Origin of the sequence: Pseudomonas mandelii (assembly GCF_900106065.1) — a bacterium.
Classification (GTDB): Bacteria; Pseudomonadota; Gammaproteobacteria; order Pseudomonadales; family Pseudomonadaceae; genus Aquipseudomonas; species Aquipseudomonas mandelii.
Map to the genome: position 1 here is coordinate 2,344,839 of NZ_LT629796.1, position 23,556 is coordinate 2,368,394.

Annotated in this window: 16 protein-coding genes; 8 read left to right on the top strand and 8 right to left on the bottom strand. The window is 60.4% G+C overall.

Annotated features, from left to right (window positions below; translation table 11 throughout):
• Window positions 1–13: 13 nt before the first annotated feature.
• Complete coding sequence (locus BLU63_RS10590; protein WP_083375427.1) at window positions 14–979, top strand: CobW family GTP-binding protein; 966 nt, start codon at window positions 14–16, stop codon at window positions 977–979.
• Here BLU63_RS10590 and BLU63_RS10595 read toward each other — a convergent pair.
• Entirely contained in the window at window positions 976–1,389 is a 414-nt protein-coding gene (locus BLU63_RS10595; RefSeq protein WP_010465383.1) for a DUF3301 domain-containing protein, read from the bottom strand. The two genes, BLU63_RS10590 and BLU63_RS10595, sit on opposite strands and share 4 nt — an antisense overlap.
• Window positions 1,390–1,507: 118 nt before the next feature.
• Here BLU63_RS10595 and pdxY point away from each other — a divergent pair, with 118 nt between their 5' ends.
• Complete coding sequence (pdxY, locus tag BLU63_RS10600) at window positions 1,508–2,380, top strand: pyridoxal kinase PdxY (RefSeq protein WP_010465382.1); 873 nt, start codon at window positions 1,508–1,510, stop codon at window positions 2,378–2,380.
• Between the two features lie 51 nt (window positions 2,381–2,431).
• Here pdxY and BLU63_RS10605 read toward each other — a convergent pair whose 3' ends face one another.
• A complete protein-coding gene (locus BLU63_RS10605; RefSeq protein ID WP_010465381.1) occupies window positions 2,432–2,914 on the bottom strand; it encodes an acyl-CoA thioesterase in 483 nt (160 codons plus the stop codon).
• A 204-nt stretch (window positions 2,915–3,118) separates the two neighbouring features.
• Here BLU63_RS10605 and BLU63_RS10610 point away from each other — a divergent pair, with 204 nt between their 5' ends.
• Window positions 3,119–4,882: a cation:proton antiporter gene (locus tag BLU63_RS10610; RefSeq protein ID WP_010465380.1), complete on the top strand. Its 1,764-nt coding sequence runs from the start codon at window positions 3,119–3,121 to the stop codon at window positions 4,880–4,882.
• Between the two features lie 21 nt (window positions 4,883–4,903).
• Here the strand turns inward: BLU63_RS10610 and BLU63_RS10615 are convergent, their stop codons facing one another.
• The 3 genes from BLU63_RS10615 to uvrD form a co-directional block, all read right to left on the bottom strand.
• Complete coding sequence (locus BLU63_RS10615; RefSeq protein ID WP_010465379.1) at window positions 4,904–5,311, bottom strand: SMI1/KNR4 family protein; 408 nt, start codon at window positions 5,309–5,311, stop codon at window positions 4,904–4,906.
• Window positions 5,312–5,447: 136 nt separating this feature from the next.
• Window positions 5,448–6,320: a Tim44 domain-containing protein gene (locus BLU63_RS10620; RefSeq protein WP_010465378.1), complete on the bottom strand. Its 873-nt coding sequence runs from the start codon at window positions 6,318–6,320 to the stop codon at window positions 5,448–5,450.
• Between the two features lie 311 nt (window positions 6,321–6,631).
• Window positions 6,632–8,815, bottom strand: a complete 2,184-nt coding sequence (uvrD, locus tag BLU63_RS10625) for a DNA helicase II (RefSeq protein WP_010465377.1) — start codon at window positions 8,813–8,815, stop codon at window positions 6,632–6,634.
• A gap of 258 nt (window positions 8,816–9,073) precedes the next feature.
• Here uvrD and BLU63_RS10630 point away from each other — a divergent pair, with 258 nt between their 5' ends.
• The 3 genes from BLU63_RS10630 (at window position 9,074) to BLU63_RS10640 (ending at window position 13,410) form a co-directional block, all read left to right on the top strand.
• Complete coding sequence (locus BLU63_RS10630; RefSeq protein WP_010465376.1) at window positions 9,074–11,947, top strand: EAL domain-containing protein; 2,874 nt, start codon at window positions 9,074–9,076, stop codon at window positions 11,945–11,947.
• Between the two features lie 135 nt (window positions 11,948–12,082).
• The gene (gene hexR / locus BLU63_RS10635; RefSeq protein WP_008027445.1) at window positions 12,083–12,949 is read left to right on the top strand and encodes a transcriptional regulator HexR; all 867 of its coding nucleotides are present in this window, start codon (window positions 12,083–12,085) and stop codon (window positions 12,947–12,949) included.
• A 251-nt stretch (window positions 12,950–13,200) separates the two neighbouring features.
• The gene (locus tag BLU63_RS10640) at window positions 13,201–13,410 is read left to right on the top strand and encodes a PA3496 family putative envelope integrity protein (RefSeq protein ID WP_010465375.1); all 210 of its coding nucleotides are present in this window, start codon (window positions 13,201–13,203) and stop codon (window positions 13,408–13,410) included.
• Here the strand turns inward: BLU63_RS10640 and BLU63_RS10645 are convergent.
• A complete protein-coding gene (locus BLU63_RS10645) occupies window positions 13,352–14,314 on the bottom strand; it encodes a LysR family transcriptional regulator (RefSeq protein WP_010465374.1) in 963 nt (320 codons plus the stop codon). The two genes, BLU63_RS10640 and BLU63_RS10645, sit on opposite strands and share 59 nt — an antisense overlap.
• A gap of 190 nt (window positions 14,315–14,504) precedes the next feature.
• Here BLU63_RS10645 and BLU63_RS10650 point away from each other — a divergent pair, with 190 nt between their 5' ends.
• Together BLU63_RS10650 and oadA are read left to right on the top strand one after the other, a co-directional pair.
• Window positions 14,505–15,920, top strand: a complete 1,416-nt coding sequence (locus BLU63_RS10650) for an acetyl-CoA carboxylase biotin carboxylase subunit (RefSeq protein ID WP_010465373.1) — start codon at window positions 14,505–14,507, stop codon at window positions 15,918–15,920.
• A gap of 11 nt (window positions 15,921–15,931) precedes the next feature.
• Complete coding sequence (gene oadA / locus BLU63_RS10655; RefSeq protein ID WP_083375428.1) at window positions 15,932–17,740, top strand: sodium-extruding oxaloacetate decarboxylase subunit alpha; 1,809 nt, start codon at window positions 15,932–15,934, stop codon at window positions 17,738–17,740.
• Window positions 17,741–17,875: 135 nt separating this feature from the next.
• Here oadA and BLU63_RS10660 read toward each other — a convergent pair whose 3' ends face one another.
• The gene (locus BLU63_RS10660; protein WP_083375429.1) at window positions 17,876–19,735 is read right to left on the bottom strand and encodes an autotransporter outer membrane beta-barrel domain-containing protein; all 1,860 of its coding nucleotides are present in this window, start codon (window positions 19,733–19,735) and stop codon (window positions 17,876–17,878) included.
• 707 nt (window positions 19,736–20,442) lie between these two features.
• A complete protein-coding gene (locus BLU63_RS10665; RefSeq protein WP_083375430.1) occupies window positions 20,443–23,406 on the bottom strand; it encodes an autotransporter outer membrane beta-barrel domain-containing protein in 2,964 nt (987 codons plus the stop codon).
• Window positions 23,407–23,556: the final 150 nt, after the last annotated feature.

Sequence of the window (23,556 nt, forward strand, 5' to 3'; positions counted from 1 at the left end):
GAAAACATCGACCATGTTGCAGAACATTCCCACTCACGTCATTGCCGGCCCATTGGGCGCGGGCAAGACCAGTTTGATCAAGCACCTGCTGGCGCAGCGGCCAGCGAGCGAGCGCTGGGCGGTGCTGATCAATGAGTTCGGCCAGATCGGCCTCGATGCCGCGCTGCTGACCCGGGACGCCGATGGTATCGCACTGGGGGAAGTGGCCGGGGGCTGTTTGTGTTGCGTGAACGGTGCGCCGTTTCAGATCGGCCTCGGGCGGTTGCTGCGCAAGGCGCGGCCGGATCGGCTGTTCATCGAGCCATCAGGGTTGGGCCACCCGGCGCAGTTGCTCAAGCAATTGAGTGAAGCGCCGTGGCAAGGCGTACTGGCGGTACAACCTTGTGTACTGGTTTTGGATGCCCAGGCGCTCGCCGCTGGCAAACCATTGCCCGAGGCGCAACAGGAGGCGTTGAGCAGTGCCGGTTTGTTGGTGCTGAACAAGGCGGAAGGTCTCGACGTCAATGATCGCCAGCGAATCGCCGCACAGCTGCCTGCTCGTCCTTTGTACTGGACGCAGCAAGCGCGCCTGCCGTTGAACGAATTACCGGGCCTTGGCGTTCAGGCGGAGGCGGGTGTGGATAACTTTATCGTGCCCAAGGGATTGGCGCAGATGCCGGCCATATGGACCGATCCTGCGCTGCCGATTTGCTTGAGTCAGGCGCAGGACGGCGGCTGGAGCGTCGGTTGGCGGTGGCATCCGACTCAGACCTTCGATGCGGCTCGCGTTGGCCAGTGGCTTGAAAGCTTTGCCTGGCGACGGGCGAAGCTGGTTATCCACAGCGTCGACGGTTGGGTATCAGCGAATGCGCTGGATAACTCGCCGTTGGAATGGCAACAGAGCGAATGGCGCCAGGATTCGAGGATCGAATTGATTTTCGGTGAGCCGCAGGAAGTGGCTTCACTGCAAAAAGCGTTGGCCGACTGTCGGACCGGTTAAGGACGCCACTTGGTGTGTTCTTGCCGCCACTGGCTCAGCTCGATCACCTCCGCGCGAGGCTTCTCCACGTCGACCACAGCAGGCGTGTCGTCGAACGGCATTGGGTAAGGCGCCAGTTCGATCTGCGCGCTGTGGGCGCCGAACTGGGTGATGGTGCCGTTGTGGCGGGTTTCGCCGGTCACGGTGAACTCGAAGTTATACACACGAGCCAGGCGCCGCCGGTCGTTGGCGTCTTTGATGAACGCGATCTTTTTCAGCGCCACGTTACCGTCCAGCAACTCGATCCCGAGCTTGGTGCAATGCAGCTTGACCCTTTCCAGCGCGCGCTCGCGCAAGCCGTGGTTGTGCCACAGCCATGCGCCGCCAGTGGCGAGCAGCATCAGCACGAAGATATTTCCGAGGGTCAGCATCAGCAAATTGCTCCAACAAGATAGTGCCAGCTTAACTGCGTCGCCGGTCTGTCGTACAGGCCGTGTTTCGTCGCATACTGCGCGGCTCGAATTTCAATCGTTTTACGGAACTCACCGCATGAAACGTACGCCCCATCTGCTCGCCATCCAGTCCCACGTGGTGTTCGGCCACGCTGGCAACAGCGCCGCGGTTTTCCCGATGCAGCGGGTCGGGGTGAATGTCTGGCCACTCAACACCGTGCAGTTCTCCAACCACACGCAATACGGCCAGTGGACCGGTGAGGTGCTGGCACCGCACCAGATCCCCGATCTGGTTGAAGGGATCGCGGCGATTGGCGAGCTGGGCAATTGCGATGCGGTGCTGTCCGGGTATCTCGGCAGTGCGGCTCAGGGCCGGGCGATCCTGACGGGTGTGGCGCGGATCAAGTCGATGAACCCCAAGGCGCTGTATTTGTGCGACCCGGTAATGGGCCATCCGGAGAAGGGCTGCAGCGTGCCGGCCGAAGTCAGCGATTTCCTGCTGGAAGAGGCGGCTTCGGTGGCGGACTTCATGTGCCCGAACCAATTGGAGCTGGACAGCTTCTCGGGGCGCAAGCCGCAGTCGCTGTTCGATTGCCTGGCGATGGCACGCGCACTGCTGGCGCGCGGACCGAAGGCGGTGTTGGTCAAGCATCTGGACTATCCCGGCAAGCCGGCGGATGGCTTCGAGATGTTGTTGGTAACGGCGGAAGGCAGCTGGCACCTGCGTCGTCCGTTGCTGGCGTTTCCGCGTCAGCCGGTGGGCGTTGGCGACCTGACGTCGGGGCTGTTCCTGGCGCGTGTGCTGTTAGGCGACAGCCTGTTGGCGGCCTTCGAGTTCACGGCGGCGGCGGTGCATGAAGTGCTGCTGGAAACCCAGGCGTGTGCCAGCTATGAGCTGGAGCTGGTGCGGGCGCAGGACCGGATTGCGCATCCGCGGGTGAAGTTCGAAGCGACTGCCATCAGCCTTTAAAAGCTTCGCGGGCAAGACTTGCCCGCGAAAGCGATCTAAAGCCTGAACACGTCAGGCATCGCCCTTGATTTCCTGATACCGCTTTTCCAGTTCCTGACGAATCTGCCGGCGTTGCTGAGCCTGCATGAAGCGGCGCTTGTCTTCGCTGTTCTGCGGTTGCAGCGGCGGTACGGCAGCCGGTTTGCGGTCGTCATCCACTGCCACCATGGTGAAGAAGCAGCTGTTGGTGTGGCGCACCGAGCGCTCACGGATGTTTTCGGTCACCACCTTGATGCCCACCTCCATGGAAGTGTTGCCGGTGTAATTGACCGAGGCCAGGAAGGTCACCAGTTCGCCGACATGAATCGGCTCGCGGAAAATCACCTGGTCCACCGACAAGGTCACCACGTAGCGACCGGCGTAACGGCTGGCGCAGGCGTAGGCCACTTCGTCGAGGTATTTGAGCAGGGTACCGCCGTGAACATTGCCAGAGAAGTTGGCCATGTCAGGGGTCATCAATACCGTCATCGACAGCTGGGCGTTTCCGGGTTCCATAGCGTTCTCACGGGTCAAGGCAGAATGGCGGAAGGGCGGCACCTCTGCGGGTGCCTGGTCGGTTTTTTTCAAACCACAGTTATCGGGACGCCGGGCGGCTGCTCGCCGTCACGCCGGATCGATCTGTTTCCATATATTGCACCGCCTTTCTGGCGGAAGTCCCGGTGTTAACCTCCGGACGTCCACCTCAAGGAGCCCGACACCATGCATGCCATCAGTTTTATTCAGGATCTGGCAGTGATCATGTTGGTCGCAGGGGTGGTGACGGTGCTGTTCCACCGCTTCAAACAGCCGGTGGTACTGGGTTATATCGTCGCCGGCTTCATCATCGGTCCGCACACGCCGCCGTTCGGCCTGATCCACGACGAAGAAACCATCAAGACCCTCGCGGAACTCGGGGTGATTTTCCTGATGTTCTGCCTGGGCCTGGAGTTCAGCCTGCGCAAGCTGTTCAAGGTCGGTGCCACGGCATTCATCGCGGCGTTCCTCGAAATCGTGCTGATGATCTGGATCGGCTACGAAATCGGCCAATGGTTTGACTGGAACACCATGGATTCGCTGTTCCTCGGCGCGATCCTGGCGATTTCCTCGACCACCATCATCGTCAAGGCGCTCAACGACCTGAAGATGAAGAACGAGCGCTTTGCCCAGCTGATCTTCGGTGTGCTGATTGTCGAGGACATCCTCGGTATCGGCATCATTGCCTTGCTGTCGAGCATCGCGGTCAGCGGCACGGTCAGTTCCGGCGAAGTGTTTTCCACGGTGGGCAAGCTCTCGCTGTTCATGATCGTGGCACTGGTCATTGGCATCTTGCTGGTGCCGCGATTACTGGCCTATGTGGCGAAGTTCGAAAGCAATGAAATGCTGCTGATCACTGTGCTGGGCCTGTGTTTCGGCTTCTGCCTGCTGGTGGTCAAGCTTGAATACAGCATGGTCCTGGGCGCGTTCCTGATTGGGGCGATCATGGCCGAGTCACGGCAATTGCTGAAGATCGAGCGCTTGATCGAGCCGGTTCGCGACCTGTTCAGTGCAATCTTCTTTGTGGCGATCGGGTTGATGCTCGATCCGATGATCCTGCTGCAATACGCCTGGCCAATCGCAGTGATTACCGTGGCCGTTGTGCTCGGCAAAATGCTTTCCTGCGGCCTCGGGGCCTTTATCGCCGGCAATGACGGACGCACCTCACTGCGCGTGGGGATGGGGCTTTCGCAGATTGGCGAATTCTCCTTCATCATCGCCGCGCTGGGCATGACGCTGCAGGTCACCAGCAACTTCCTCTACCCGGTCGCCGTGGCAGTCTCGGTGATTACCACGTTGCTGACGCCGTATCTGATCCGCGCGGCTGATCCGCTGTCGATCAAGCTTGCCGCGGTGATGCCGCAGCGGCTGGCGCGAGTGTTGGGGATGTACGGCGAGTGGCTGCGCAGCATTCAGCCTCAGGGCGAGGGCGCGCTGCTGGCGTCGATGATCCGGCGGATTCTGTTGCAGGTCGGGGTCAATCTGGCGCTGGTGATTGCGATCTTTTTTTCCGGCGCGTATTTCGCCGAACGCATGTCCGTGTACCTGCAAGCGTGGATCAGCGATCCGAGCTGGCAGAAAGCGTTGATCTGGGGCGGGGCGTTGCTCTTGTCGCTGCCGTTTCTGATCGCCGCTTATCGTAAGCTCAAGGCGCTGTCGATGCTGTTGGCGGAGATGGGCGTGAAGCCGGAGATGGCAGGGCGCCACACGCAGCGAGTGCGCCGGGTGATCGCCGAAGTGATCCCGATCCTCTCGCTGCTGGTGATCTTCCTGCTGCTGGCAGCCTTGTCGGCCAGTATTTTGCCGACCAACAAGTTGCTGGTACTGATCGTCGTGGTGGCCGCCGGGGTGGCAGCACTGCTCTGGCGCTGGTTCATCCGCGTGCACACGCGGATGCAGGTGGCGTTGCTCGAAACACTGGACAACCACAAGGAGTCGTCCGGGCATTGACCACGCGGCGCGTCAGACGACTCAGCTTTCCAGCCAGACGTCCCGCGCCCAGTGCCAAACCGATTCCCAGGTTTCTTCGGCGACCAGCTCTTCTTCGGCCAACCACAGCACCACGGTGCCGTCTTCTTCGACCAAGTAGTAATTGTCGCCGTCCTGGCAGATCGGGATCATGCTGCGATCAACACCCGCATCCCAGGCGTTGGCAGCAACGTCTGGCAGGTAGGTGTGGGATTGCGGGTCGGTGACGGTCACCGGCTCCAGGCTGCCGTAGACAACGTCGCTGACAGTCAGCAAAAACTCTCTGAAGACGAAGGGAATGTCGATGAACAGTTGTTCCTCGATTTCCACGATCTGGTCTTCGTCAGGCAGCTCCAAGGGGACCGGTACCGGTTCGTTGGCTTCACGCAGTTGTTCGATGATTTCTTCCACGTCCGGGATCCTCTTGCTTGATGGCGCGGTTTAGTTGGGGCGGTTTATACAGTAGCTCGCTACAGATGCAACTGCGAAATAGAAAACCCCGGCCGAGGCCGGGGTTTCTATTACAGCATGCGTAACGCGGAGGGGATCAGCCGTTCTGGCGGATACCGGCCACCAGCCAAGGCTGGTTTTCGCCCTGCGGACGTTCCATGTTCCAGCTTTCGCTGAACACTTCGCCCTGGTCGAAACGCGAAGTCTTCGACACACCGGTAAAGGTCAGGGTGGCGATGGTCTTGTCGGCACGATCATCCACGCCGTCCAGTTGAACATTGAGGTTATCAATGTAGGTGGACTGGAAACCTTCGCCGAGGTCGGCACGTTCACGCTTCAGGAACTCCAGCAATTGCGGGGTCACGAACTCGGCGATCTTGTCCATTTCGTTGGAGTCCCAGTGTTGCTGCAGGGACTGGAAGTGGTTGCGGGCCGCTTCAATGAAGTTCTGTTCATTGAACCAGGCTGGCGCGTTGATTACCGGACGAGCGGCAGCAGGTGCCGCCGAGCCGCCGAAGATCGAACCCATGCCGGCTGGCTTCTGCTCGAACACTTCACGTTGCATCGGTGCGCCAGCTGGAGCCAGGTGCTCCTGTTGCTTGCGACGACGAGCGGCGATGAAGCGGAAGATCAGGAACGCAATGACAGCCATGATCAGGATGTCGAAGATCTGCATGCCCTGGAAGCCGTCGCCCATGAACATGGAGGCCAGCAGGCCACCGGCAGCGATGCCGGCCAGAGGGCCGAGCCAGCGCGAAGCTCCGCCGGCCTTGGCGGCAGCGCCAGCGGCACCGGCCGCGCCCGCAGTGGCAGCAGCACCACCGGCGGCAGAAGAAGGAGCCATTTGGCTGGTCTGGTGAGTCGGCGCAGCGCCGGAGCTCTTGCCGCCACCAAAGCGCTTGGCGTTGGCGTCGAGGCTCATCGTCAGGCCGATGCACAACGCCATGGCGATGCTAAGAAAACGTTTCATAAAGGGAATTCCCATTTGTGGATGGCACGCGCGCCATGTTGCACAGCTGAAGTGTTACTGGCTAGCGGCAGAGTGTTTCGGGCTTTTGCCTGACAGGTTGCGTTCAGCTTCGGTCAGCGCAATCGGGCCTGTTAACTTTGGTCTGTAGGACGAGGAGATAAGTTCTGTAGGAATGCCCGTAGCGGGCGCGGCGCAGATAGATCGTTCCCACGCTCTGCGCGGTAACGCCGCCATGGACGCTCTGCGTCCACTGTGATGCGGAGCGTCACGAGATGCATTCCCACGCCGAGCGTGGGAACGATCATAGGCGCCTAAATAGCTTCCAGCTTGGCGTAACCGAGCATCAGCCACTTGCTGCCTTCGCTGAAGTTCACCTGCACCCGGGCCTGGGCTCCGGCGCCCTCGAAGTTCAGGATCACGCCGTCGCCAAACACCGAATGCCGCACGGCCTGACCGAGGCTGAACCCGGTGTCCGGAATCTCGCTGCCGCCAAACAGGCTGCTGGAGCTCTGTTGCTGACCACCGCCGAACGGACGGCTGACGCTGTTGGACAGCCGCACCTCCTGGATCAGGCCTTTCGGCACTTCACGCACGAAACGCGACACCTTGTTGTAAGTCTCGCTGCCGTACAGGCGTCGGGTTTCCGCGTAGGTCATCACCAGGTTCTGCATCGCCCGCGTAATGCCGACGTAAGCCAGACGGCGCTCCTCTTCAAGACGCCCCGGCTCTTCCAGGCTCATCTTGTGCGGGAACAGGCCTTCTTCCATGCCCACGAGGAACACGTAAGGGAATTCCAGGCCCTTGGCGCTGTGCAAGGTCATCAGCTGAATGCTGTCTTCGTGCTCGTCGGCCTGGGTATCACCGGCCTCCAGCGACGCGTGGCCTAGGAACGCCGCCAATGGCGTCAGGTCTTCATCTTCTTCAGCGTTTTCGAAGTTGCGCGCGGCGCTGACCAGTTCCTCAAGGTTCTCTACCCGGGCCTGGCCTTTCTCGCCTTTTTCCGCTTCGTGGTAGGCAATCAGCCCCGACTGTTCGATAACCGTCTGGGTCATCAGGTGCAGCGGCATTTCCATGCACTTGGCGGCAAGGTTCTCGATCAGCTCGATAAATGCGCCGAGCGCGCCAGCGGCACGCCCGGTCAGGCCTTTATTGGCGACCAGCAAGCGCATGGCTTCCCACATCGATACGTCACTGTGGCGCGCATGGTCGCGAATCGCTTCAACGGTTTTCTCGCCGATGCCACGGGCCGGAACGTTGATGACCCGCTCCAGCGCCGCATCGTTGCCGCGACCTTCCAGCAAACGCAGGTAGGCCATGGCGTTCTTGATTTCGGCGCGCTCGAAGAAGCGCTGCCCACCATAGATGCGGTACGGAATGCGCTCGCGCAGTAACGCTTCTTCCAAAACGCGCGATTGGGCGTTGGAGCGGTACAAAATCGCGATATCGCTACGTGCCAAGCCGGTTTTCAGCGCACTTTCGATGGTTTCCACCACGTAGCGTGCTTCATCGTGCTCGTTGAACGCGGCGTACAGATTGATCGCTTCGCCTTCGCCGCCATCGGTCCACAGTTCTTTACCCATGCGCCCGGTGTTGTTGGCGATCAGGGCGTTGGCAGCCTTGAGAATCCCGGCGGTGGAGCGGTAGTTTTGCTCCAGACGAATGGTCTCGGCATCCGGGAAATCGTCGGAATACTGATAAATGTTCTCGATTTTCGCGCCACGCCAGCCGTAGATCGACTGATCGTCGTCGCCCACCACCATCAAACTGTCGCCGCCCTTGGCCAGCAGACGCAACCAGGCGTACTGAACGGCGTTGGTGTCCTGGAACTCATCCACCAGAATGTGCCGGAAGCGCTTCTGGTAATGGGCCAGCAGGCCCGGGTGATCGCGCCACAGGTCGAGGGCACGCAGCAGCAATTCGGAGAAGTCGATAACACCGGCGCGCAGGCAAGCGGCCTCGTAGGCCTCATAAATGCTGCGCATGGTGGCCAGGAACAGATCGCCGCTGGCTTGAATGTGTTGTGGGCGCAGACCTTCGTCTTTCTGCCCGTTGATAAACCACTGAGCCTGGCGGGCCGGCCAGCGTTGCTCGTCCAGCCCCAGCTCGCGGATCACCCGCTTGACCAGCCGTTGCTGGTCGTCGCTGTCGAGAATCTGGAAGGTCTGGCTCAGGCCGGCTTCCTGCCAGTGCGCCCGCAGCAAGCGGTGCGCCAGGCCGTGGAAGGTGCCGACCCACATGCCGGCCGGGTTGATACCCATCAGCTGCTCGATGCGATGACGCATCTCGGCAGCGGCCTTATTGGTGAAGGTCACCGACAGGATCGAGTGGGGCGAGGCGTTCTCGACCTGGATCAACCAGGCGATACGGTGCACTAGCACTCGGGTTTTACCGGAACCAGCACCGGCCAGGACCAACTGACGACCCACGGAGGCAGCTACGGCCTGGCGTTGGGCATCGTTGAGGGAGTTCAGCAGAAGGGAGAGATCATCGCGCATCGGGGCATTCTAGGGTGCGCCGTCACACCGGGCAAACCGAGCTTTGCATTAGCCGATGAAAGAAGCACGAATGACGACCGGTCAGTCACTGGCTGCAAGCGTTGGCGGGGCTCGCTCCAAGGGTTTTGAGGCGGCGGCGGGGGGCTGAAATTTTGTCGATTTTATGATCCGGGGCAGTTTGGTAAGGGCATCGGCTTGTGTATGCTCCGTCCACGTTTCGGGCTCATGCTCACCATTATAAGAACAAGAACATTGCCTATGACCCTCAGCTCCGACCTGTCGGGCCCTTCTGTGGAGCCCCGGGTTATCCGCAAACAGTACGCCATGGAAATGGCGGTCGAGCGCACGCGCCTGCTCTACCAGGGCTCGCTGCTGCCTACGCTGTTCATGCTGATCAACGGGCTGGTCTGTGCCGCACTGCTCTGGAGTCCGCAGCGCTACTTCATCGTCAGTGTCTGGCTGATCTGGCTTCTATCGCTGGTGGCCCTGCGGGTGATTCAAGTCGCGGCCTTCGATTCGGCCATTCCCAATCGCCAGGCCCATCCGGTCTGGCGTCGCATGTTCCTGCTGGGCTCCGCCATGACAGGCCTGACCCTGGCCGGTGCCGGCATCGCTCTGGTTCCCGCTGATAATTTCATGCAGCAAGCCTGGGTATTCGGCCTGATCGGCGCCGCCGCCCTGTCGGCCAGCGTTGCGTATGCGGTCAGCCTGCCGGCATTCCTGTCCTTTACCTTGCCCTGCCTGTTGCCGGCCATCGCCTATCTCTTCTGGGGGGGAGATGAACAAGGCCAGGGTTGGGGCTGGTTCGGGCTGATTTTATTGGGCGCGTTGAGCGTGGTGGCCTGGCAGGTCAACAGGTTGATCGACAGCGGCTTGCTACGGCGCTTTCAGAATCAGGCCCTGATCGAGCATCTGCAGCAGGCGCAAAGCTGCGGCGACCAGCTCAATCACGAGTTGGCCAAAGAGATTGATCATCGCCGGTGCGCCGAAGACAAGTTGCGCGAAGCCCAGGTCGAGCTGGAAAACCGGGTCGCCCAGCGCAGCCTCGAACTGGACGCGGCCAACCAGGCCCTGAGCAAGAGCGAAGCGCGACTGGCGCTGGCGTTGAAGGCCAGTGAACTCGGGCTGTGGGACTGGAACCTGCAAACTGACGAAGTCCATCACACCCAACTTCAAGAGTTGTTCGGCCTGGAACCGGAATTCGTCACCGCGATGCTCAGCCACCTCAAGCCTCGCCTTCACCCCGAAGACTTGCCGTCGCTGCGTCGTGCCCTGGTCGAGCATTTGAAAGGCCGCAGCGAGGATTACCAGATCGAATACCGGGTGCGGCACGGCGACGGTCACTGGGTCTGGATCGAGGACCGTGGACGAGCGGTCGAGCGCAGCGAAAATGGTCGGGTGATCCGCATGGTCGGCACCCGCCGCGACATCAGCGCGAGCAAGGGGCAGGAAGAACAGCGCCAACTGGCGGCGACGGTGTTTGAGGCGGCCAGCGAAGGCATCGTGATTTTCGACCCCAATTACGCGCTGATCGCGGTCAATCAGGCTTTCAGCCGGGTCACCGGCTACGACATCGACGACATGATCGGGCGCAACGTCGTCGAGTTGCCGTGCAGCCGCGATGCGCGCAGGCACTACGGCGCGATCCATCATGCGCTGGAACAGCACGGCACGTGGCAGGGCGAGCTGGTGGAAACCCGCAAAAACGGCGAGCTCTATCCACAGTGGCTGCAACTCAACGCTGTTCGGGATGCTCGGGGAAAGGTGAGCCATATTGTTGGCTTCTTCGCCGATCTGTCCGCTCGACGGGAATCCGAAGAGCGCATGCGCTATCTGACCCATTACGATGAACTCACGGGCCTGGCCAACCGTTCGCTGTTCCGCGAACGGCTGCGCGAGGCTCATCAGCGGGTGCGTCAGGGTGGGCGTCGCAGCCTGGCACTGCTGCATATCAACCTGGATCGTTTCAAGCTGCTCAATGACAGCCTTGGGCATGAAGTCGCTGACCAGTTGCTGCAGAAAATGGCCCGACGGCTGGTCAACGCATTGCCCGAGGCGGACACCATCGCGCGGCTTTCCGGTGACGAATTTGCGGTGATATTCGATGCCTACGGCAACCTGTCGAGCCTGGCGCGCGTGGCGACCCGGTTGTCGACCAAACTGCGTTTGCCGATCACCGTCGATGGCCATGAACTGGTGGTCAGCGCCTCGATGGGCATCAGCATGTTGCCGGACACCGCCAGGGAAATTTCCGCGCTGGTCAGCCAGTCGAACATTGCCATGCAGCACGCCAAACACTTGGGCGGCAACAACTTCCAGTTCTACACCGAGAGCTTGCAGGCCAGCACCCTTGAGCGATTGCAGCTTGAAAATCAGCTGCGCAAAGCGATCGAAGAAAAGCAGTTGCAAGTCTATTACCAGCCGAAACTTTGCCTCGCCACCGGGCGCCTGAACGCTGCCGAAGCGTTGGTGCGCTGGGATCATCCGACCATGGGGCGTGTGCCGCCCGCTGAATTTATCGGCCTGGCGGAGGAAACCGGGCTGATCGGTCCGATCGGCGAGTTCGTGTTGCGCCAAGCCTGTTGGCAGGCCTGCGAATGGCAACGGCAGGGGCTTGAGCCGATTCGCGTGTCGGTCAATTTGTCGGTGCATCAATTGCGCCAGGGCAAGTTGGTCAGCCTGGTGCGACAGGTACTGGAAGAAACCGGCCTGGCGCCGCACTACCTGGAGCTCGAACTCACCGAAAGCCAGTTGCTGGACAGCGTCGAGCACATCATCGCGACGTTCCAGCAGCTGCGGGATCTGGGCGTGAAACTGGCGATCGACGATTTCGGCACGGGCTATTCGTCCCTGAGTTATCTAAAGCGCATTCCCGTGGATTACGTGAAGATCGATCAGGCGTTTATCCGCGGTCTGGGGCAGGGCAGCGAGGACGCAGCGATCACCCGGGCGATCATCGCCATGGCGCATGGCTTGTCGCTGAAAGTGGTGGCTGAAGGTGTGGAGCGCGCAGAGCAGCTGGAATTCTTGAAAGCCGAGCGCTGCGATGAAGTGCAGGGTTACCTGATCAGCCGTCCAGTCGAGGCCGATGACCTGGCGGCGCTTTTAGGTGAGGACGCAAAACCCTTGTAAGTGCTACATCAAGCGTATGTGGCGTGGAATGGGGACATCGAGTTACGCATTGAGCAGGCAAAAAGCCGATTCATGTAGTATAACTACAAGCTTGCTACATCCCCGGCCCCTGCCAATAACAAAGAGTCCAGACCTTTGAATCTGCTGCAACACATCGCCCAGTCACGCCACCTCTTACGCAAGTCGGAGCTCAAGGTCGCCGACCACGTGCTGCTTGATCCGGCGGCGGTGATGCACAGCTCCATGGCCGACCTGGCCCATAGCGTGGGCATCAGTGAGCCGACCATCGTGCGCTTCTGCCGCGCCATCGGTTGTTCCGGTTTCCAGGACTTGAAACTCAAGCTCGCGCAGAGCCTTGCGGCAGGTGCGAGTTTTGGTCAGTTTGCGATCCATGAAGACGATTCGGTCGCGGACTACAGCCTGAAAATCTTCGACACCACCCTGCACACCTTGATGGAGGTTCGCGAGAAGCTCGATCCGGTGGAATTGCAGAGGGCTGTGTCGCTGATGTCCCAGGCCCAACGCGTCGAGTTCTACGGCTTTGGCGCGTCGGGCGCGGTGGCGGCGGATGCCCAGCACAAATTCTTCCGTTTGCTGCTGACTGCGGCGGCGTATTCCGATCCGCACATGCAGGCGATGTCTGCGGTCACCTTGAAACCGACCGATGTGGCGATCTGTATTTCCCAGTCCGGGCGCTCCAAGGATTTGTTGATCACCGCTAACCTGGTGCGCGAGAGCGGCGCCTCGTTGATCACGTTGTGCCCGAGCCAGACGCCGTTGGCCGAGCTGTCGACCGTCAACCTTGCGATTGATGTGCATGAAGACACTGAAATCTACACGCCGCTGACCTCGCGTATCGCTCACCTGGTGGTGATCGACGTATTGGCGATGGGCGTGGCCATGGCGCGCGGGCCGAGCCTGGTCAACCACCTCAAGAGCGTCAAACGCAGTCTGCGCAGCTTGCGGCTGTCGCCCAAATCAGTGAAAGCCCTCGACGACTGATAATGGCTGGAATTGTGGCGAGGGAGCTTGCTCCCGCTGGGCTGCGGAGCGGCCCCAAACCATTCACAGCGATGTTCTGACCAATCGCATCAGGCTCATTACGACGGCTGTGCAGCCGGGCGGGAGCAAGCTCCCTCGCCACAGGTTCGCGGTCAGTCTGCGAGTTTCATCGTTCTGTAACCCACCCGCCGCCAAACCGTCATCCCTCGCGCCTATCTTGAAACTCCCGTAATCGCCTTGGGAGACTCGAAATGGCCCAGCCCTACGAAGAACGCAACAGCGCCGTCAAAACCCGTCGCCAGCAAGAAGACCAGCGCCGCATGGAATTTCGCCGCGCCATCGAAGATCGCTGCGAGCGCCGCCAGTTGCTGGCCGAGATCGGCGATTTTTCTGATCTGGAACTCAACTACTGGCAGGCAGCTCCCGCAACTTCCCGTCGAAACGCTCAACCAGGGCGCTGATCTGCACCCGTTCGCTGCGGATAAACGCAAGGAATGCGTGGGCCACCGGCGACAGCCGTTTGGCCTTGGCCTGCACCAGGCACCAGCTGCGGTACAGCGGCAGTTCTTCGACCGGTAACTCGATCAATCCGCCGGTCGCCAACTCAAGGTTCAGGGCGTGGCGCGTCAACAGCGCGACGCCCAGACCCGCCAGCACACATTCACGCTGGGCTTCGGCCGATGAGACCTCCTGCGTCTGGTTGAAGTGCACGCGCTTCTCTTTGAAATACTCTTCGCACGCCATACGCGTTCCAGAGCCGGGCTCGCGCAGCAGCAGGGTGTAAGGCTCGAGGTCTTGCAGGCGCAGCGGCCCCATGTGACACAGCGGATGGTCCGGTGGCGCCACGGCCACGATCGGGTTGTTGAGGAACGGCAGGAATTCCAGCCCCATGTCCTGCGGCACCATGGACATGATCACCAGGTCGTCGCGGTTATCAGACAATCGACGGATCACCTGCCCTCGGTTGACCACCGTCAGTTGCAGATTCACTTCCGGATGCTGACGCTTGAACGCAGCAAACAAGTGCGGGACGAAATACTTTGCGCTGGATTCCACCGCCAGTTTCAGCTGTCCCTGCAACGATCCCTGCATGTCCGACAGCTGCATATCGAGGTTTTCCAGGCGCCCGAAAATGTCTCGACTGGCACGCTGTAGTGCTTCGGCGGCTTCCGTCATGTAGAGTTTTTTGCCGACGTAATCGAACAAAGGCTGACCAATCAGCTCCTCAAGCTGACGAATCTGCAAGCTGACGGCCGGTTGGGTGAGGGACATTTCATCGGCTGCCCGGCTGTACGACCTCAAATCACAGACCTCATTGAAGATCTGCAATTGACGCAATGTCATACGCATCAATGACTTACGCATTTTATAAGCACTCTCGCCACAAGCTGATGGATCAACTATAAGTCTTTACTTATGGCTAACCCAATTATTAATCATTTTTGTTAATCCCTTGTGGGGGCTAGTGTGGGGCTGCGACTAAGTCGAAACATTTAGTCACGCGTCGACCTGGTCTAGCAGGTCGTGGGTACCACCGGCTCAAGGGAACCTCCAAGTGATAAAAAAGATCCTGATCGCCAACCGTGGTGAGATTGCCGTACGAATCGTGCGTGCCTGCGCCGAGATGGGCATTCGCTCGGTCGCGATCTATTCCGACGCCGATCGCCATGCCTTGCATGTGAAGCGTGCGGATGAGGCCCACAGCATCGGTGCCGAGCCATTGGCCGGTTACCTGAATGCGCGCAAGCTGGTGAATCTGGCGGTCGAAACCGGTTGTGATGCCTTGCATCCCGGCTATGGTTTCCTGTCGGAAAACGCTGAACTGGCGGACATTTGCGCCGAGCGCGGCATCAAGTTCATCGGTCCATCGGCTGAAGTGATTCGCCGCATGGGCGACAAAACCGAAGCCCGTCGCAGCATGATCAAGGCAGGCGTACCCGTCACCCCGGGGACCGAAGGCAACGTCGCGGACATCGCCGAAGCCCTGGTCGAAGGCGACCGCATCGGTTATCCGGTCATGCTCAAGGCCACGTCCGGTGGTGGTGGCCGGGGTATTCGTCGTTGCGACAGCCGTGAAGAACTCGAACAAGCCTTCCCGCGCGTCATTTCCGAAGCCACCAAGGCCTTCGGTTCGGCGGAAGTGTTCCTGGAAAAATGCATCGTCAACCCGAAACACATCGAAGCGCAGATCCTCGGCGACAGCTTTGGCAACGTGGTGCACCTGTTCGAGCGTGATTGCTCGATCCAGCGCCGTAACCAGAAGCTCATCGAAATCGCGCCAAGCCCGCAACTGACCCCGGAACAGCGCGCCTACATCGGCGACCTGTCTGTGCGCGCAGCCAAGGCCGTGGGCTACGAGAACGCCGGCACCGTGGAGTTCCTGCTCGCCGAGGGCGAGGTGTACTTCATGGAGATGAACACCCGGGTGCAGGTGGAACACACCATCACCGAAGAAATCACCGGGATCGACATCGTCCGTGAGCAGATCCGCATTGCGTCCGGCCTGCCGCTGTCGGTGAAACAGGAAGACATCCAGCACCGCGGTTTCGCGCTGCAATTCCGGATCAACGCCGAAGACCCGAAAAACAACTTCCTGCCGAGCTTCGGCAAGATCACCCGTTACTACGCGCCCGGCGGCCCCGGCGTGCGCACCGACACGGCCATCTACACCGGCTACACCATTCCGCCGTTCTACGACTCCATGTGCCTGAAACTGGTGGTGTGGGCGCTGACTTGGGAAGAAGCAATGGACCGTGGCTTGCGCGCCCTCGACGACATGCGTCTGCAAGGGGTCAAGACCACTGCCGCGTACTACCAGGAAATCCTGCGTAACCCTGAATTCCGTAGCGGCCAGTTCAATACCAGCTTCGTTGATAGCCACCCTGAACTGACCAACTACTCGATCAAGCGCAAACCCGAAGAGCTGGCCCTGGCCATCGCCGCCGCCATCGCCGCCCACGCAGGCCTGTGAGGAATATAAGAATGAGCAAGAAGATCTTTGTAACCGACACCATCCTGCGCGACGCCCACCAATCGCTGCTCGCCACCCGCATGCGCACCGAAGACATGCTGCCGATCTGCGACAAGCTCGACAAAGTCGGCTACTGGTCGCTGGAATGCTGGGGCGGCGCGACTTTCGACGCTTGCGTACGCTTCCTCAAAGAAGACCCGTGGGAGCGTCTGCGCCAACTGCGCGCCGCGCTGCCTAACACGCGCCTGCAAATGCTCCTGCGTGGCCAGAACCTGCTGGGCTACCGCCATTACAGCGACGATGTGGTCAGGGCTTTCGTCGCCAAGGCCGCGGTCAACGGCATCGACGTATTCCGCATCTTCGATGCCATGAACGATGTGCGTAACCTGCGCGTCGCCATCGAAGCCGTAAAAGCGGCCGGCAAACATGCCCAAGGCACCATCGCGTACACTACCAGCCCGGTGCACACCATTGACGCGTTCGTGGCTCAAGCCAAGCAAATGGAAGCCATGGGTTGCGACTCGGTGGCGATCAAGGACATGGCCGGTTTGCTGACGCCATACGCCACCGGCGAGCTGGTCAAGGCGTTGAAATCCGAGCAATCGTTGCCGGTGTTCATCCACTCCCACGACACCGCTGGCCTGGCCACGATGTGCCAACTCAAGGCCATCGAAAACGGTGCCGACCACATCGACACCGCGATCTCCAGCTTCGCTTCGGGCACCAGCCACCCAGGCACCGAGTCGATGGTCGCCGCCCTTAAAGGCAGCGAGTTCGACACCGGTTTGAACCTGGAGCTGCTGCAAGAGATCGGTCTGTATTTCTACGCCGTGCGCAAGAAATACCACCAGTTCGAAAGCGAGTTCACCGCAGTCGATACCCGTGTGCAAGTCAACCAGGTACCGGGCGGGATGATCTCCAACCTGGCCAACCAGCTGAAAGAGCAGGGGGCCCTGAACCGCATGGCCGAGGTGCTGGCCGAAATCCCGCGAGTTCGTGAAGACCTTGGTTTCCCGCCGCTGGTGACCCCGACCTCGCAAATCGTTGGCACCCAGGCGTTCTTCAACGTGCTGGCCGGCGAGCGCTACAAGACCATCACCAACGAAGTGAAGCTCTACCTGCAAGGCGGCTACGGCAAGGCGCCGGGCACTGTGAACGAGAAACTGCGTCGTCAGGCGATTGGTAGCGAAGACGTGATCGACGTGCGTCCGGCCGATTTGCTGAAGCCGGAAATGACCAAGCTGCGTGCCGAGATCGGTGCCGTGGCCAAGTCTGAAGAAGACGTGCTGACTTACGCCATGTTCCCGGACATCGGCCGCAAATTCCTTGAAGAACGCGCGGCCGGCACCCTGACGCCAGAAGTGCTGCTGCCGATTCCTGAAGCCGGCGGTGTGACCTCGGCCGGTGGTGAAGGTGTGCCGACCGAGTTCGTCATCGACGTCCACGGCGAAACCTACCGCGTCGACATTACCGGTGTTGGCGTCAAGGCTGAAGGCAAGCGTCACTTCTATCTGTCGATCGACGGCATGCCGGAAGAAGTGGTGTTCGAACCGCTCAACGAATTCGTCAGCGGCGGAAGCAGCAAGCGCAAGCAAGCCACAGCTCCGGGCCACGTCAGCACCACCATGCCGGGCAACATCGTCGACGTGCTGGTCAAGGAAGGCGATACCGTGAAAGCCGGCCAGGCCGTGCTGATCACCGAAGCGATGAAGATGGAAACCGAAGTCCAGGCGGCCATCGCCGGTAAAGTCACCGCCATCCATGTGGCGAAGGGCGACCGGGTGAACCCGGGCGAAATCCTGATCGAGATCGAAGGCTGAGATAACAGCCTCGATACACCGTTTTAAACCTCGGGGGGGCATGTGCTCCCCTTTTTTTTGCCCGCAGTTTCGCGTTTGAAAATGTGGGAGCGAGCCTGCTCGCTCCCACTGGGACTGCGGTGAATCAATGGTTGATCAGAACGCCATCCGCCACTGTCCCATTACGCCGTGATTGCGGCTGTCAGTGCCGATCTCGCCGTTAAGGCCGACCCCCAACGTATGTTTCGCTGACAAGCCAAGGTCCAGACCTGCATCAACCAGCAAGCTGTCACGGTCCAGCGGCGCACCGGAAACGGTGAAGTTCTTTCCGCCCGTTGCCAGTCGCTGACGGGTGTCGATGTCGATATCCCCGTAGGTGTGTTTCCAGCCGGCACTGAACCGCGGGGTCAGTTGCATGCCGTTATCCAGGGTGTTGATCTTCGCCAGTCGCAGACCGAACGTGCTGTTGAGGTTGTTCTGGGTCTGGCCGTGGACTTTCAACGCTGCCGCGCCACCTTTTTCCGTGTAACCGTCGCGCTGATAGCGTTGGTAGCCAAGGCTGGCAAAGGGTTCGATGCTGACATTGGCTCGACCCAGGTTGTAACCCACTTCCGCGAAGGCCTGCTGGGTGCTGGCAGCATAACGGCCTTCGGGGCGGTCGCTGAAACCGTTGAAGGCAACCCGACGTTTAGTGCTGGCGTCGTGATTGCTGTAGGTCGCGCCCAGGCGCAGCGACATGGGGCCGCTCTGGCGCAGGGCATAGGCGCCCAAGTGCCAGCTGTCGAGATCGCCGTCTAGTTCGCGGCTGTCCAGGCGAGTCTCAGACTTGCCACCCATCACACCGACACGCCATTCCTCATCGACACCCCAATCTGCGCCCAGAACGAGGCCTTTGGTCGACGTTTGCAGAGCGTAGTGGTCGCGATCCAGCGTTCCACCGTGTCCCAAGGCTTGCAGCCAGACCCTGCCGTTTTCCGGGCTGCCGGCGGCGAGTCGTGGCGAGTTGGAACGGTTGCCGCGTGGGTTGTACGCGCTGGCGCGGTCCAGTTGGCGCATGGTCGAGAGCAAGGAGGCGCTGACGGGGCTGTCGCTGTTGAGGGTTGCCTTGGCGAGGTTGGCATTGCTGTCACCGGCCAGTTGCTCAAGAGCGTAGGTGGCGGTGGATTTGTCGGTGGTGAGCAGGGCGGTGACGGCCGCATTGGACTCACTTGTTTTAGCCGTCGGCTCGGCCACGCTTTGGCCAAACGCTCGAGCATTGTCGTCTGCGGCGAAATCCTCTATCGGTACTTCATTGCGAGCGTAGTTGAGCACCACATCAGTCTTGGAGTAAGACAGCTTCGGCGTCATGTACGCCAGATTGCTCGTGACGCTACCGAATTTGCCTTCCACCAGGCCGGCTTTCAGCACTGTGTAATCACTGCTGTCGGGATAGTTGCCCGGCAGTGCAGCAACCTCCAGTGAGGCATTTTCAAGCGCTGCAATACCTTCGACGATGATGGTGGGAGGCTTGCCGGTAGCCGTTACGCCGTAGGAGAGTGTGGCACCCTCTGTGAATATCAGGTCTCCTTTGATGCGTGGAGCGCCAAGCCGCTCGCTGACCTGCAATGTACCGTCTACATAAAGATTGCGAACTTCACCTTGGCCACCGTAGCGACCCCCTTCGCGAACAATGGCATCACCCGCGATGCTGCCCATGTTGAACAGCGTTGCGCCGTCCAATACCTCGGCTCCGCGGTCGAAGTCGTCTTTACCCGTCAAAGACCAAGCGCCTTGCGCGACTCGCAACCCGGAAAAGTGACTGGTTTTGTCGAGTACGCCGCCCTCGGGGGAGTCGAGCAGTATTGCGTTTTTCCCGCCACCGCCCTGAATTTCTCCTGCAAAGCTGACTCCGCTACCGATGATAAGAAGGTCATCTCCCATCCCCAGTGTCAGTGAGACGCCGTCGATGTTTTCGTACCGCCCTGCTGCAGTGGTGCGCTTGACGCCATCGGCATTTGAGAATTCGTCGAACGTCATCGGTAAATCGTTATCTACCGTTTCGAACGGGGCATCATTGTTCCCGGGTAACTCGTAAAGAGGCTCCGCTGGATCGATGGGTTCCGTGGTAGCGGCTACAGGTGGAGCAGGATTCGCTGGCACCTCAGCCGAAACCGGGCCGGGTTCGCCTTCCGGTGTTGCGGGCGATGGTGGTGGGAGCGAATCGTCGGCAGTTTCGCGAAAGTCGTAAAGATGCGCTGCGAGATCTACAGGTTCCGGGGCAGCCGAATCAGTTGGCGGCTGAATTACCGGTTCTTGTGGCTTTAGTGAAGCGGGTTTGACGGCATGCTGCATCGGACCAATGAAGTTCCTGATCGCCAAAAGATCATCACTTTTTCGCCAAGCGGTTGTTCGAGCTTTTTTGTCGGGTGCTTCGACAGCCGCATCAATCTCTGGTTGCTGAGCCATCGATACATCGATGCAGCCAAGGGAGAGGGCGATCGCCAGGGCGAGTCGATGCGGGCGATAAGTGGACGGCGTGGGCATTGAATTTGACCTTGTTTTTGAGAAGGTCAAACTCTAGGAGGGAGCGCTGGTCCTTGAATGCCGGGCGTTTCCGGCATTTTTGAAGGGCCATGGAAGTTCGGTTGTAGCAAAAATCCTACTCCGCAGATTACGTGTGCATTGGCCTTCACACGGTGGAGTATTTGCCTACAACCTTTCCGGACTGGTCTGTTTTTTACGGATCAGAAACTCATCTGCCACTGCCCAATCACCCCATGATTGCGGCTGTTGCTCCCCATCTCTCCGCTGTACCCAATCCCCACCGAATGCCGCGCCGAAATGCCCAGGTCCAGCCCGGCTTCCAGCACCAGACTGTCACGGTCCAGTGAACTGCCATCAACGCTAAACGCCGTTCCCCCGACCACAAAAGCCTGACGCGTCGAGTTGCTGACATCGCCATAGGTGTGCTTCCAGCCTGCGGTCATACGGGGCGTCAGGCTCATGCCGTTATCCAGTGAACTCAGGTGCGCCAGGCGCAGGCCGAAGGTGCTGCTGAAGTTGTCCTGGGTTTGTTTATCGACTTGAAGGGCGGCGGCGTCGCCTTTTTCCTGGTAGCGGTCGCGGTGATAACGCTGGTAGCCGAGGTTGGCAAACGGCTCGGCACTGAGTCGACCGCTGCCCATTGCGTAGCCCAGTTCGGCGAAGGCCTGTTGGCTGTCGGCGTCGTAATCGCCTTTTGGGCGGTCGCTGAAGCCGTTGAAGGCCACCGTGCGTTTGCTTTCACCCTGATGACCGCTGTACGCGGCGCCGAGGCGCAAAGCGAAGGGACCGCTTTGGCGCAAGGCATAGACGCCGGCGTGCCAGCTCTCGACATTGCCATCGACTCCCGTGGCATCCAGATCTGTTTTCGAATAACCGCCCAGAACACCCAATCGCCATTGCGGATTGAGCGCCCAGTCGGCCCCGAGCACGCTGCCTTTGGTGCGCTGCTCCAGGCCGCTGCTGCCATGCTCGCCATCGAGCTTGCCGTAGCCACCGATGGCTTGCAGCCAGAGTCGGCCTTGGGCGTTCGGGTCATTGAGGTTGCGGGCTTCAGAGGGAACGCCAGCGGCGGCGAGTACTGGGGTGTCGCGCTGATCCAGGCCGACCAGCAATCCTGGACCACCGCCCATTTGCTGCATCGCCGACAGCATGCTGCTGCCGATCTGGCTGCTGGCGCTGAGGGTGGCGCTGGTCAGGTTAGCGTTGCTGGCGCCGGCGAGTTGCTCGATCGCCGCGCCGGCCGTGGCGCTGGTGGTGTTCAGCAGTGCGTTGTAGAGCGCGTTGTTTTTGCCCATCGAGGCCAGGCTGTTGGCGGCGTTGCTGCCGTTACCCGTGACCGCGAATTGGTTGAAGGCGACATCGTTGCGCGTGTAGGTCAGGTCGACTTGTGTCGGGGTGTAAGCGAGGGTCGGCGTGATGAACGCGTAGTCGCTGGTGACCTTGCCGAAGGTGCCGTTGATGCTCGCGGCTTGCAGGACGGTGTAGTGGCTCTGCCACGGATAAGTGCCGCTGCCAGGGTTCACCGCCAGGGTTGAGCCGTTCAGGTTGGCTAAGCCGCCGACCTGGATCGGCGCGCTGCTGCCATCGGCATTGACGCCGTAGGCCAGGGTCGCGCCGCTGCCCATGGTCAAGTCGTGGGTGATGGTTGCTGTGCCGAGTTGAGTGTTGGTCCGTAACGTCCCGTTGACCAGCAAGTTGCCGACCGAACCACCACCTGCGTATACACCGCCCGCATCGACGGTCAAAGTGCCAGCGATGCCGCCCTGGTTGATCAGCGTTGCACCATTGCGCACCGCGCCGCCCTCGCTGAAATCACCGCTGCCGGTCAGCGTCCAGGCCCCGTGCTTGACCTCCAGCCATTCGAAGTTGCGACTCGCACCGAAATGGCCGCCCGCCGCGTCGTCCATCACCACGTGGTCGTCACCGCTGCCGCCGTCGACCATGCCGACGAAGCGGCTGCCATTGCGCACTGTCAGGTTGTCGTTGCCGCCACCCAAATCCAGCGCCAGGCCATTGCTGCCGCTGATCGTGCCGCCGTTGATCACGCTGTCATCGAACCCGCCGACGAACTTCACGCCGAATCCGTCGAGGCCCTGAATGGTGCCGAAGTTTTCCAGCGTGGTCGCGGCCACGCCCGAACCGCCGCTGCCGTCGTCCACCAAAATGGCGCTGTTGGCGCCGCTGATCAGCGCCCCGTTGGCGTTCAATACATAGCCGCCACCCAACGCGATGCCTTCGCTGCCGTTGGCGAACCCCCCCTTGTCGACACCGCCGGCACCGACACCTTGAATGGTGCCGTAGTTTTCGATGTGGGCGAGCTTGTCGATGTCCACGCCATCACCGTCGCCATTGGGTTGCAGGCCCGAATAAGCACCGGTAATCGTGCCGTGGTTGATGACGGTGCCGTCGCCATCGGAGCCGAAGCCCGAGCCATTGCGGCCGGTGATTTGACCGTAGTTGGTGAGTGTCGCGCCCAGGTCAGTGGTGATGCCATGGCGGCCACCGGAAATGCTGCCGTAGTTGGTCACCGTCACGCCGGTCGCGGTGTCGATGTCGATACCGTCGAATTTGTTGTCAGCGATTCGAGCGTCGCCGGTAGAGATCTCGCCATAGTTGGTGATTATCGCGTTGGCGCCGGTCTTCATGCCATCGCTGGCGTCCCCGCGAATCAACCCGTCTGCGCGATTGATGATCGTCGTTTTGACCCCGGCACTGCGCAGCGCATCCAGGTCCAGCCCTTGGCCGGTGGTCGAGCGGATAATGCCGCTGTTGTCGATCAGCAAGCTGCCGCTGGCGAAGTTGCTGTCGATGCGCAACGCGTCGTTGAAGCCGAGAATCTGCCCACCCGCGCGGTTATAAATGCTGTAGTTGCGTGCCTGAGTCAGGTCACCGCTGCTGTCGATCGCCCGGCCGCCGGTCGAGATGATCCTGCCCGAGTTATCGATCACCACACCCACGCCGCTGGTGCTGTCTTTCAGGCTCACTGCCTTGCCAGCGTTGGTGATGCTGCCCGGCGCCGAAATCGTCAGCGTGTCTGCGCCGCCGAGGGTTTGCGCAGCGGTGGTCGGCGTGTCGATCTGCACATTCTTGAAGGGTGCGGCGTGGGCGCCGGTGCTGATCAACAACGCGATGCTGAGTGCCAGGCGCTGGGGGGAGAAGGGCATGTGAGACGGCCTTTTTGTTATAAGCGGGCCGTCTGGTATAGCGGAGGGTGTTTACAGAATGATGTCTGCGCGCCCTCTGTATCTGCATTATTTTGCATTCTAAAACGGCTAATCGTGATCTATCTGCATTTTAATGCGTTTAAGCGTAAA

Coding starts and splice junctions, on each gene's coding strand:
- BLU63_RS10595 (WP_010465383.1), bottom strand. CDS start 1,389: ATGCTGACCCTCGGAAATATCTTCGTGCTGATGCTGCTCGCCACTGGC.
- BLU63_RS10640 (WP_010465375.1), top strand. CDS start 13,201: ATGGCCCAGCCCTACGAAGAACGCAACAGCGCCGTCAAAACCCGTCGC.
- pdxY (WP_010465382.1), top strand. CDS start 1,508: ATGAAACGTACGCCCCATCTGCTCGCCATCCAGTCCCACGTGGTGTTC.
- BLU63_RS10610 (WP_010465380.1), top strand. CDS start 3,119: ATGCATGCCATCAGTTTTATTCAGGATCTGGCAGTGATCATGTTGGTC.
- oadA (WP_083375428.1), top strand. CDS start 15,932: ATGAGCAAGAAGATCTTTGTAACCGACACCATCCTGCGCGACGCCCAC.
- BLU63_RS10620 (WP_010465378.1), bottom strand. CDS start 6,320: ATGAAACGTTTTCTTAGCATCGCCATGGCGTTGTGCATCGGCCTGACG.
- BLU63_RS10665 (WP_083375430.1), bottom strand. CDS start 23,406: ATGCCCTTCTCCCCCCAGCGCCTGGCACTCAGCATCGCGTTGTTGATC.
- BLU63_RS10630 (WP_010465376.1), top strand. CDS start 9,074: ATGACCCTCAGCTCCGACCTGTCGGGCCCTTCTGTGGAGCCCCGGGTT.
- BLU63_RS10590 (WP_083375427.1), top strand. CDS start 14: ATGTTGCAGAACATTCCCACTCACGTCATTGCCGGCCCATTGGGCGCG.
- BLU63_RS10660 (WP_083375429.1), bottom strand. CDS start 19,735: ATGACGTTCGACGAATTCTCAAATGCCGATGGCGTCAAGCGCACCACT.
- uvrD (WP_010465377.1), bottom strand. CDS start 8,815: ATGCGCGATGATCTCTCCCTTCTGCTGAACTCCCTCAACGATGCCCAA.
- BLU63_RS10605 (WP_010465381.1), bottom strand. CDS start 2,914: ATGGAACCCGGAAACGCCCAGCTGTCGATGACGGTATTGATGACCCCT.
- BLU63_RS10645 (WP_010465374.1), bottom strand. CDS start 14,314: ATGCGTAAGTCATTGATGCGTATGACATTGCGTCAATTGCAGATCTTC.